We start from the raw sequence: 11,675 nt of genomic DNA on the forward strand, positions 1-11,675 counted from the left end.
GCTCCCTTCCACGCCACCCCAGGACGATGCGCCGCCCGGGCGTCGGACCCGCGCCGCCTCGCCGCGCCCTGCCGTGCCGTAGCCCTCGTGCCCCGCCCCTCGCTCCGCCCTGCCCTGCTTCGCCATGCCCCGAAATGGAGTTCTGTGACGATGAGCAACCACACCGCCGAGTCGCGTATCCAACTGTCCTTCGGACAGGAGCAGTTGTGGTTCCTGGACCAGATGAGCCCCGGGGAGACCACGTACAACGTCCCGATCGCCTACCGGCTGCGCGGCCCGCTCGACACCGCCGCCCTCGAAGGCGCGCTCAACCTCCTGGTGCAGCGCCACGAGCAGCTCCGGGTGACCTTCCACGCGGCGGACGGCGTGCCGTACCAGGTCGTCTCGCCGGCCGAGGACCGGCCGCTGCCCCTGCGGGACCTCTCCGGTCTGACGCCCGAGGAGGCCGAGGAGACCCTGCGCAAGGAGCTGCAGGTGGAGGCGGACACGCCGTTCGACCTGGCGGCCGGGCCGATCTCCCGGTTCCAGCTGTTCCGGCTCGCCGCCGACCACCACGTGCTCGGCCTCAGCTTCCACCACATCATCACCGACGGCTGGTCCGGCGGTGTCGTGAGCCGGGAGATCTCCCAGGCGTACGCGGACCTCGCCGCCGGCCGGGAGCCCTCGCTGCCCGAGCTGTCCATCGGCTACCACGACCACATCAAGCGCCAGCGCAAGCAGCGGGCCGACGGGGTCTGGGAGGAGGAGCTGAAGTTCTGGGAGGAGCGGCTGTCGGGCCTCGAAGCGCTCGAACTGCCCGCCGACCGGCTTCGTCCGGCCGAGCCCACCCAGAACGGCGAGACCTTCGTCGTCGACTTCCCGGCCGAACTCCTTTCAAAGGCCCGGACGTTGGCGCACGAGCAGGGCGCGTCGCTCTACATGGTGGTGGCGGCCGCGCTGAACGTCGTACTGAGCCGCTACAGCGGGCAGGACGACATCGCGCTCGGCGTGCCGATGCTCGGCCGTACCGACCCCGAACTCGAGGACGTCGTCGGCCTGTTCATCAACATGACGGTGCTGCGCTGCGACCTGTCCGGCGGGGTCACCTTCGCCGAGCTCCTGGAGCGCATCGCCGACGCCAACCTCGACATGTACGACAACCAGGACGTGCCGTTCGACCACGTCGTCGACCGCGTGCAGACGACCCGCGACGCGGGGCGCAACCCGCTCTTCCAGATCGCCTGCCAGCTCCTCGGCGAGGCGGCCACCGGTGACGCCCTGGAGCTGTCGGGCCTCACGTCCGAGTCGATCACCCTGGCGACCTCCCGCTCGCGCTTCGACCTCTCCTTCAGCTTCGTCGAGGGCGCCGAACGGCTGCGTCTGATCGTCGAATTCGCCACCGACCTGTACGACCGCTGGCGCGTCGAGGCCATGATCGGCCACTTCCGGACCGTGCTCGACGCGGCCTCGGACGCCCCCGAGACCCCGGTCTCGGAGCTGCCGCTGCTCTCCCCGGAGGAGCGCCGCGAGCTGCTCGACGTGGGGCGCGGCGCGGACTTCGACTACTCGACGGAGCCGGTGCACGCGACGATCGCCCGGATCGCGAAGGAGAACCCGGAGCTGGTCGCGCTGGTCTGCCGGGGCGTGGAGATGACGTACGGGGAGCTGATGCGCCGGGCCGGCAAGCTCGCCCGGTACATCCGGTCCCGGGGCGTGCGCCAGGAGGAGGTCGTCGCCATCGCGATGGACCGTGACCTGGACGCCCTGGTGGCGATCCTGGGTGTCATGGTGTCCGGCGCGGCGTACACGATCATCGACCCCTCGCACCCGAACGCCCGCCTGGACCACATGCTGCGGGACACCAAGAGCCCGCTGGTGATCACCCGGGAGGGCTCGCTCGGCGACCTGCCGGACTCCTGCGGCTGGGAGAGCGTCCTCATCGACGCCGACTGGGCGGCCATCGAGGCGCTGCCGGACGACGAGCCGCTGGAGGAGTGGGCCGAGCCGACCTCCCTCGTGTACATCCTCTACACCTCGGGCTCGACCGGGCGTCCGAAGGGCGTGATGATCGAGCAGCGCGGACTGCGCATGTTCATCGAGGCCTACCGGCGCACCTTCGGCGAGTGGACCCACGAGGACCGGCTGCTGCAGCTGCCCGCGCTGACCTTCGACATGTCCCAGGGCGAGATCTTCGCCGGTCTGATCAGCGGCTCGGCCCTGGTCCTGGTGGCGCCGGAGGACGCCTCGTCCCCCGAGGCCCTCGGGGGTCTGATGCGCGACCAGCGGGTGACGTACGCGGGTCTGTCGCCGGCGATCCTCTCGGTCGTCGAGGCGGGTCCGTACCCGGATCTGAAGTACATCATGGGCGGCGCGGAGGCCCTGCCGGCCGAGCTGGTCAACAAGTGGAACCTGCCGGGCCGGAAGTTCGTGAACCTCTACGGCCCCACCGAGGCGTCGGTGGCGACGACCGAGTACCTCTGCGAGCACAAGGAATGGCAGTCCTCGCCGCCCATCGGCCGGCCGGAGTTCAGCCGCCTGCACTACGTCGTCGACAAGGAGTTCAACCTGGTGCCGGTCGGTGTCCCGGGCGAGCTGCTGATCGGCGGTGACGAGGGCCTGGCCCGCGGCTACCTCAACCTGCCGGAGATGACCGACGAGAAGTTCGTGCCCGACCCGTTCCTCGGCGAGGGCCGGGTGTACCGCACCGGTGACCTGGTGCGATGGACCCGCGATCTGCAGATCGACTTCATCGGGCGGCTCGACAACCAGGTGAAGCTGCGCGGGCTGCGGATCGAGCTCGGCGAGATCGAGTCCGGACTGCTGACGCACCCGAAGGTCCGGATGGCGCTGGTCCTGCTGCGCGAGGACTACGGGGAGAAGCAGCTCGTCGCGTACTACACGGTCCTCGGCGACAGCGCGCCGACGGTGGCCGAGCTCCGTGAGCACCTGGGCCGCACCATGCCGGAGTACATGGTGCCGACGGCCTGGGTGGAGCTGACCGAGTTCCCGCTGACCGCGGCGCGCAAGATCGACCGCGCCAAGCTGCCCGCGCCGGTCTCCGGTTCGGGCGACGGTACGGCGAGCTTCGTCGCCCCGGTGACCGCGACCGAGGAGAAGGTGGCCGAGGTGTTCGGCGCCGTCCTCGCGGCGCAGCAGATCAGCGCCGAGGGCAACTTCTTCGAACTGGGCGGCAACTCGCTCCAGGCGATGCGGGTGGTGAGCCGGCTCAACAAGCACTTCGGGGTCAAGGTCAACGTCCGGCTGCTGTACGGCGGTGCCTCGGTCGCCACGGTCGCCGGCGCCATCGACGCGCTGGTGGAGGCCAAGGCGGGTTCGCGTGCCTGAGGCTCCAGGGGCGGCGCTCCCGCCCCCGCGACCGCCGGTGACGGGCGCCCTGCCCGGCTCCGCGCAGGATCTGCTGCTGCGCCAGGGGGCGGAGCTGCTCAGCGGCTCCGACCCCGAGCTGGCCCTGCTCCTCGACCGCGAGGTGGAGGAGCAGGCCATGACCCTGGCGATGGTGGCCTCGGCCAGCGCCGCGAACCCGGCCGTCCTGGCCACGGGCGGGGCCGCCCTGTCGAACGTGACGGCGGAGGGCTACCCGGGGGCCCGCTACCACCCGGGCGCGGCGCGGTTCGACGGTGTGGAGCGGCTGGCGGTGTCGCGGGCCCGGCAGGCCTTCGGCGCGCAGTACGCCAATGTGCAGCCGCACTCGTGCTCCTCGGCCAACCAGGCCGTCCTGGCGGCGCTGCTGCCGCCGGGCGGCGCCCTGCTCGCCCTCGACCTGGACTCCGGCGGCCACCTCACGCACGGTTCGGCGGCCTCGGTGACCGGTCACCACTACCGGGCCGTCCACTACGGCCTGGACTACAAGGGGTTCATCGACTACGAGCAGGTGGCCGAGCTGGCCCTGGCCCACCGTCCCCAGGTGCTCATCGCGGGGGCAAGCGCCTATCCGCGGACCTTGGACTTCGCCCGGTTCCGGGCGATCGCGGACTCCGTCGGGGCGTACCTGGTGGCCGACATCTCGCACATCGCGGGCCTGGTGGCGGCCGGGGAGCACCCCAGCCCCATCGACCTGGCGCACGTCACCACGACCAGCACCTACAAGCAGCTGGGCGGGCCGCGCGGCGGCCTGATCCTGATCGGCGCGGAGCACCGTACGGCGGGTCCCGACGCCCGCCGTACCCCGCTCGCCCGGCTGATGCAGCGGGCGGTCTTCCCGCAGTCGCAGGGCACGCCGAGTCCGGCCGGGATCGCGGCCAAGGCGCACGCGCTCAAGCTCGTCACCGAGCCGGCGTTCCGGGAGACGATGCGGCTCGTCCGGGACGACGCGGCGGCGCTCGCCGACGCCCTGGACGAGTACGGCTACCGGGTTCTGACCGGCGGCACGGAGAATCACATGGTGCTGCTCGACATCTTCGACCGGGGCGTCACCGGGGTGGTCGCGGAACGTGCCCTGGAGGAGTGCGGGATCCTCACCAACCGCAACCGCATCCCCAAGGACACCAAGGCCCCGCTGGTCGCCAGCGGGCTGCGGCTCGGCACGAACGTGCTGGCGCAGCGGGGCATGGGGCCCGACGAGATGCGGACCTGCGCCCGGCTGCTGCACGAGGTGCTCGGCGCCACGACCGTGCTGAGCGACACCGAGTTCCACACGGACCCCGAGGTCCGGGACCGGGTCAAGGCCGAGGTGGCCGCCCTGTGCCGCACCCACCCCCTGCCCTTCGGCGCCGGGCTCCCCCCGGCCGGCGCCGCCGACCGCGAGCCAGGTGAGAGGTCTTGAGCCGGAACCCCGCCCCCGTGACGTCCCCTGCGACGTCCCCCGAGTCGTCCGAAGACGCGACGACTCCCGTACCGGCGCCCTCACCGGCGCCCGTACGGGCCCCGGCGCCGCCCGCGCTGCTCCCGGCCGACCGGCCGCGCATGCCCGGAGCCACTCCGGAACGCACCGCCTCCGCCCGGGTGCGGCTCGGTCCCCCGGCCCGTACCGCCCCGGAGGAGGTGCTCCTCGCCGGCTTCACGGCGCTGGTGCACCGCTGGAGCGGCCAGTCCACCTTCGGCCTCGTCGTCCGCACGCCCGGTGCCGGCCCGGTCCGCCTGGAGCGGACCGTCAGCGGGACGGAGACGCTGACCGGGCTGGCGGCCGCCGACGCGGAAGCCGACGACCTGGCCGACGACCGGCGAGATTCGGCCGAACGGACGCCGGGCCAGGACGAGTTCGAGCTCGTGCTGCACGCACCCGAAACGGCCGAGGACGGCTCGCCCGGCGCGGAGCTGCGGTACGCCCCCGAGCTCTTCGACCGGGAGACCGTGCTCCGCTTCCTCGCCTCCTACGTCACGCTCCTGGAGGACGGCCTGAGCGACCCGGACCGGCCGGTGGCGCGGCTGCGGCTGCTGCCGGACGAGGAACTGCGCCGGATGCTCGTCGACTGGAACGACACGGCGACGGAGCTGCCGTACGAGGTGTGCCTGCACGCCGCGTTCGAGGAGCGCGCCGCCGGGACGCCCGACGCCCTCGCCCTGATCGGGCCGGAGCGGACGTGGACGTACCGCGAGGTGAACGAGGCGGCGAACCGGCTCGCCCACCACCTGCGGACGCTCGGTGTCGGCCCGGACGGGCGGGTCGGCATCTGTCTGGACCGCTCCGCCGAGTTCCTCGTCGCCGTCCTGGGCGTGCTCAAGGCGGGCGGGGCCTACGTGCCGCTCGACCCCGACTATCCGCGGCAGCGCCTCGCCACCATGGTGGCCGGCACGTCCTGCGCGGTGGTCGTCAGCCGTACCGGACCGGCCGACAGCCTCCCCTCGCCGGACGACGGCGACGGCGGACCGGGCACGCCCGTGCTGCTCCTCGACCGGGACGCGGCGCTCCTCGCCGCGTACCCGGCGCACAACCCCGAGGGCGGGGCGACGCCCGACGATCTCGCGTACATCATCCACACCTCCGGTTCCACCGGCGCGCCGAAGCCGATCGCGCTGCGCCACCGCGGGGTGATGAACAACATCGCGGACCTCAACTCCCGCTTCGGCGTGGGCCCCGGCGACCAGGTCCTCGCCCTGTCCTCGCCGAGCTTCGACATGTCGGTGTACGAGTTCCTCGGCCTGACCGCGGCCGGCGGCGCGGTCGTCCTGACCGAGCCGGAACGCGCCAAGGACCCCGAGCACTGGGCCGAGTTGCTCGCGGCCCACCGGGTCACCGTCTGGAACTCGGCGCCCGCGCTCCTGGACATGGTCGTCGAGCACCTCGAATCGACCGGCGCGGCGGCCCTCCCCGATCTGCGGCTCGCGCTGCTCGGCGGCGACTGGATCCCCGTGTCGCTGCCGGACCGGTCCCGGGCGGTGGCCCCCGCGCTGCGCTTCGTCGCGCTGGGCGGGGCCACGGAGGCCTCGATCCACTCGACGATCTACGAGGTGGTGAAGACCGACGCGCGCTGGACGAGCATCCCGTACGGGCGCCCGATGGCGAACCAGCGTACGTACATCCTCGACGAGGATCTTCAGCCCGTGCCGCCCGGTGTGCCCGGGGAGCTCCATCTGGCGGGCATCGGGCTCGCCCGGGAGTACCTCGGCCGGCCGGAACAGACGGCGGAGCGGTTCTTCACCTGGTCCCACGGCGAGGTGGCGGACGAGCGGCTCTACCGCACCGGCGATGTGGCCCGCCACGGTCCCGACGGTCTGATCGAGCTGCTCGGCCGGGCGGACTTCCAGGTCAAGCTGCGCGGCCTGCGGATCGAACTGGGCGAGATCGAGGCCGTGTTCCGCGCCCACGACGCCGTCCGGGAGGCGGTCGTGACCGCGCATCCCGACGGCGCGGGCGACCGGCGGCTCGTCGCCTACCTCGTCCCCGAGGCGGGCCGGACCGTGGACGTGGCGGAGGTCGGCGAGCACGCGTCCCGGTCGCTGCCCGGGTTCATGGTGCCGAGCACCGTCCTCGTCCTGGCCGAGCTGCCCCTGACGCCCAACGGCAAGGTCGACCGCAAGGCCCTGCCCGAACCGCCCGAGCCGGTCGGCGAGCCGCCGGCCCAGTACACCGCGCCGGCCACGGAGACCGAGCGGACGGTGGCCGAGATCTTCGCGAACGTCCTCGGCACCTCCCGGATCGGCGCGGACAGCGGCTTCTTCGCCGTCGGCGGCAACTCACTTCAGGCCATGCGGGCCGTCACCCGCTTGAACAAGCACTTCGGGATCCGGGTGAATGTCCGTCTGCTGTACGGCGGTACGACCGTCAGCGGTATCGCCGCCGTCATCGACGAGCGGCTCTCACCCCCTTCGAACGGAGCGTAGGCACCGTGACAGCACCCGCAGGCGGCAGCCTCGTCCCGCTCAGGGACGAGGGCGACCTGACCCCGCTCCACTGCGTCCATCCGGTCTCCGGTTCGCCCTACTGCTACTCGGCGATGGCGCACCGACTCCCCACCGGACGCCCGGTGTTCGGATTCGAGGCCCCGGGCTTCGACGGCTCCTCCGAGCCGGTCCGGTCGATCACGGAGCTGGCCGAACTGCACACGGCCTCGCTCCTGGCGGACCGTCCGCACGGCCCGTACCAACTGCTCGGCTGGTCGCTCGGCGGGGTCGTCGCGTACGAGATGGCACGACTGCTCGTCGCCCGCGGCGAGGAGGTCCCGCTGCTCGTCGTCGTCGACGCGGCGCTGCCCGGCACCCAGAAGGTGCTCCCCGACGACGCGTTGGCCCGGCACTTCCTGTACGACTTCCTCGGCGTGACCCCGGAGCGGGCGCCGGGGATCGACAAGGCGCTGGTGGGCATGGCTCCGGGGGCGGAACCGGCCGAGATCTTCGCGGCGGCGGAGCAACACGGCGCCGTGCCAGAGGAGTTCGACGCGGAGTTCCTGCTGGAGCGGTACGCCCTGTTCCGTACCGGTGTCCTGGCCCTGCGCCGCCACCGGTTCGACACCGTCCACGCGGGGTCCGCGATCCTGATCAAGGCCGAGGAGTCGGTGGACGGGCTCCTGGACTGGGATCCGTACGTCGAGCGGCTCACGGTGCACACCGCGCCGGGCGACCACCACTCCGTGTGGCAGGGCCCGGGGCTCGACGCCATCACCGGCATCGTCGACGCAGCCCTACGAGAGGCGACTCCCGCATGACGGAGCACGGCACGTCCACCGCCTCGGCCTCCCCGGCCGAGGCGGAGGACCCCCCGCGGTCGCTCTGGCGCGACAGGGACTTCATGGTGTTCTGGGCGGGCGAGGCGCTCTCCCTGTACGGCACCCAGATCACCCATCTCGCGCTTCCCCTGACGGCCGTCCTGGTCTTCGAGGTGGGCGCCGGAGAGCTGGGCATGCTCCGCTTCGCCCAACTGGTGCCCTTCCTCGGGCTCGCCCTGCTCTTCGGGGTGTGGGTGGACCGGCGCCGGAAGCGGCCGGTGATGCTGGGCGCCAACCTGGTGCGGATGGTGCTCATCGGCCTGGTCCCCGTCCTGTACGAGCTGGACCTGCTGACGCTGCCGGCGCTGTACGCGCTGGCGTTCGGGATCGGGATCGCGACGGTCCTCTTCGACGTGAGCTGGATGTCGTACGTCCCGGTGCTCGTGAAGGACCGGCGCAGCCTGCTCGAGGCCAACACCAAGCTGAACGCCACCTATTCGTCGGCGGACATCGCCGGTCCCGGTCTGGCGGGCACGCTGGTGAGCGCGTTCTCGGCGCCGTTCGCGATGACCGCCAACGCCTTCTCCTACGCCCTGTCGGTGGTGTCGCTGCTCCTCATCAGGACGCCCGAGCCCGCCCCGGAGGTCCCGGAGGAGAAGCGGCGGCTGCGTACCGAGCTCGCCGAGGGGCTGCGCTGGGTGTTCGGCAATCGCTGGCTGCGGGCGATGGGTCTGGTCGGCTGCGCCTGCAACTTCCTGCTCACGATGGTGCAGTCGCTGTTCCTGCTGTACGCGGTGCGCGACCAGGATCTGTCGGCCGCCGCGGTCGGTTTCGTGATGGGCGCGGCGGCCGTGGGGGGTCTGCTGGGCGCGCTGGTGTCGGGCACGGTGGTGCGCCGGCTCTCTGTGGGCACCGCCTACCGGCTCTCGGTCTCGATCATCTTCCTCGGGCCGCTGCTCATCCCTGCGGCGGGCGGTCCGCGCTGGCTGCTCGTGGGCCTGTTCGTGGCCTCCTTCTTCATCGAGTACATGGGCGCGAGCGTCTCGAACGTGCTCATCGTGAGCCTGCGTCAGACCATCACCCCACAGCACCTGATGGGACGGATGACGGCCGCGATGCGGATGCTGCTGTACGGCGGCGGGGCGCTGGGCGGACCTGTCGGCGGTCTCCTCGCGGCGCTCGCGGGGCTGCACGGCGCGCTGTGGATCGCGGGCCTGATGTCGGTCGCGATGCTGGTCCCGATCTTCCTGTCCCCGGTCGGCCGGCTCCGCGAGATGCCGACCGGTCCCGAGGACGCCTCGCTCACCGCGCGGTGAGGTCGGTGGGCCGCGTCGCGGGGTCGTCCCACTGCCGGAACGCGGCCCTGCGCAGCACGGCGGCCCGGCGCAGGACGACCGCGTACGCCTCGCCCGGGTCCGTGGCCGGCGCGGGCTCGGGGGCGGCGTCGGGGTACGGGGCGGTCGCCCGTGGCGGGTCCTGGTGCGGGGGCGGGTCGCCCAGGCGGGCCAGGGCCGCCCGCCGGCTCAGCATGGGCTCGCGCTCGGCGCACTCGGCCGCGTAGATCCCGAGGAGGTCGTGCAGCCGGAACAGGGGTCCGTGCTCCTCCAGGAAGTGGTGGGCGGCCAGCACGTCGAGGAGGCGCCGGGCGGTGGTGTGGTCGGTGTCCGCGAGCCGCGCGGCGACGGGCACGGTGATCGGCCCGTCCTTGCGCAGGCCCAGGAAGCGGAACATCCGGGCCGCCTCCGACGGCAGCGCCTGGTACGAGGTCTCGAAGGCGTCGCGGACGCTGGCGAGGGCGTCGTCGCCGACGGTGAGCCGGTCGAGCCGGCCGCTCTCCGTCGTGTACTGCTCCACCAGCGTCCCGAGGGGTACGCCGGGGTTGGCGAGGAGCCCCTCGGCGGTGATGCGCAGGGCCAGCGGCAGTCCGCCGCAGAGGGCCGCGAGCCGCCGGGCGGCCTCGGGGTGGCCCGAGAGCCGTCCGCCGGAGAGGGTGGTGAGCAGCTGGGCCGCCTCGTCGACGGCCAGCGGGCGTACGGTGAGCGTGCGCGCCCCGTCCCGGGCGGCGAGGCCGGCGAAACGCTGCCGGCTGGTGGCCACGACGCAGGACGCGCCGCGGGGTAACAGCGGTCGCAACTGGTCCACGCTGAGGGCGTCGTCGAGGACGACGAGCATCTTCCGGCCGTACAGCAGGCTGCGGAAGAGCGTGGCGCGGCCGGCGGGGTCGCGCGGGATCCGGTTGCTGTCGGCGCCGAGGCTGGTGAGCAGGTGCAGCAGCGCGTCCGAGGCGCTCAGCGGTCGGCCGCGGAGCCCGTTGCCGCAGAGGTCCACATAGAGCTGGCCGTCCGGGAAGCGGTGGGCGAGCCGGTGGGCCAGTTCGAGCACGAGAGCCGACTTGCCGACTCCGGCGGGGCCGTCGACGACGATGACCGGGGTGCTGCGCTGGGCGGGCTCGTCGTCGAGGAGGCTCTCCAGGTGGGCGAGTTCGGTGTCGCGTCCGGTGAAGCCGCGTGCCACGGGAGGGAGTTGGGCCGGTACGGGTAAGGCGGTGGCGCCGAGTCCCGGTCGGCCGCCGGGGGTGATGCTCCCGACGGGGAGCCGTAACTCCCGCTGGCCCGCGAGGATCCAGCGGTGCAGGTCCTGCAGTTCGGCGCCGGGCTCGATGCCGAGTTCGCGGCGGAGCAGCTGCCGGGTCTCGGTGTACACGGCGAGGGCGTGGGCCTGGCGGCCCGCGTGGTAGAGCGCCAGCATGAGGAGCAGCCGGACCTTCTCGCGCAGCGGCTCCTCGACGGCGGCGCGCGACAGGGTGTCGACCGCCTCGGCGCACCCGCCGGTCGCCAGCATGACGGAGGCCCACTCCTCGACGGCGGTCAGCCGGAGGTCCCGCAGGCGGACGCCCTCGGTGGCGGCGAACGGTCCGGGCACCCCGGCGTACGCCTCGCCCCGCCAGAGCGCGAGGGCGTCCTCGTAGAGCCGTAACGTCGTCTCCGCGCTGCCGCCCTCGCGGGATCTGCGGGCGTGGCCGTGGCGCTCGACGAAGAGGGTGGCGTCCACGTCGGCCGGGTCGAGCCGCAGGCAGTAGCCGCCGGGTTCGGAGGACAGCACCGTGCTGGCGACCCTGCTGCCGCGCCCCGGTTCGAGGGCCCGACGTAATCGGGCGACGTAGGTGTGGACGCCGTTGGCCGCGGTCTGCGGGGTCTCGCTGCCCCACAGGGCGCTGGTGATGGCCTCCCCGCTCACCACCTCGCCCGCCCGGCTGGCGAGCAGGCTCAGGACCGCGCGCTGTTTCGGCGAGCCGAGCGCGACCTCCTCACCGTGCCGCCAGGCGCGTATCGGTCCAAGGAGCTGGATGCGAAGAGTTGCCCCCGTGCAGGTCATGATCCCGTTCACCCCTCAGGGTCGCGTGCTGTTCATGCCGGTCCCCGGTGGTGGCCGTTCGGGCCCCGGGCTTCGCGAAGGCGGCGAGTTGCGCCACGCGTTCGCGCGTTCATGAAGAGCCGGTGCGTCCGCCCATGGCGGGCCCGGCGTGCGGGCGGAAGGCCCGCCGAAGGCTCAGGCCGCGCCCGAGTGGCTCCGGCGCGGGGCCTGCCCGCCGCT

The 11,675-nt window shown here is 72.9% G+C and carries 6 protein-coding genes; 5 read left to right on the plus strand and 1 reads right to left on the minus strand.

Going from position 1 to position 11,675, the window contains the following annotated elements; translation table 11 throughout:
• Nucleotides 1-150: 150 nt before the first annotated feature.
• From ACWCO8_RS09275 to ACWCO8_RS09295, 5 genes are read left to right on the plus strand one after another with little or no spacing between them, the layout of a single operon-like run.
• A complete protein-coding gene (locus tag ACWCO8_RS09275) occupies nucleotides 151-3,324 on the plus strand; it encodes a non-ribosomal peptide synthetase (protein ID WP_451031711.1) in 3,174 nt (1,057 codons plus the stop codon).
• Nucleotides 3,317-4,762 (plus strand): serine hydroxymethyltransferase, encoded by a 1,446-nt coding sequence (locus ACWCO8_RS09280; protein WP_451031712.1) that lies wholly within the window; start codon nucleotides 3,317-3,319, stop codon nucleotides 4,760-4,762. The genes ACWCO8_RS09275 and ACWCO8_RS09280 overlap by 8 nt, the downstream gene beginning before the upstream one ends.
• Entirely contained in the window at nucleotides 4,759-7,260 is a 2,502-nt protein-coding gene (locus tag ACWCO8_RS09285; RefSeq protein WP_451031713.1) for a non-ribosomal peptide synthetase, read from the plus strand. The genes ACWCO8_RS09280 and ACWCO8_RS09285 overlap by 4 nt, the downstream gene beginning before the upstream one ends.
• 5 nt (nucleotides 7,261-7,265) lie before the next feature.
• On the plus strand, nucleotides 7,266-8,081 hold the full coding sequence (locus tag ACWCO8_RS09290) for a thioesterase domain-containing protein (protein ID WP_451031714.1): 816 nt from the start codon (nucleotides 7,266-7,268) through the stop codon (nucleotides 8,079-8,081).
• Complete coding sequence (locus ACWCO8_RS09295) at nucleotides 8,078-9,397, plus strand: MFS transporter (protein WP_451031715.1); 1,320 nt, start codon at nucleotides 8,078-8,080, stop codon at nucleotides 9,395-9,397. Before ACWCO8_RS09290 ends, ACWCO8_RS09295 begins: the two co-directional genes overlap by 4 nt.
• Here the strand turns inward: ACWCO8_RS09295 and ACWCO8_RS09300 are convergent.
• A complete protein-coding gene (locus ACWCO8_RS09300) occupies nucleotides 9,384-11,456 on the minus strand; it encodes a BTAD domain-containing putative transcriptional regulator (RefSeq protein ID WP_451031716.1) in 2,073 nt (690 codons plus the stop codon). The genes ACWCO8_RS09295 and ACWCO8_RS09300 overlap by 14 nt on opposite strands.
• Nucleotides 11,457-11,675 lie beyond the last annotated feature (219 nt).

The sequence above is a fragment of the Streptomyces sp. NPDC001927 genome (assembly GCF_053594455.1).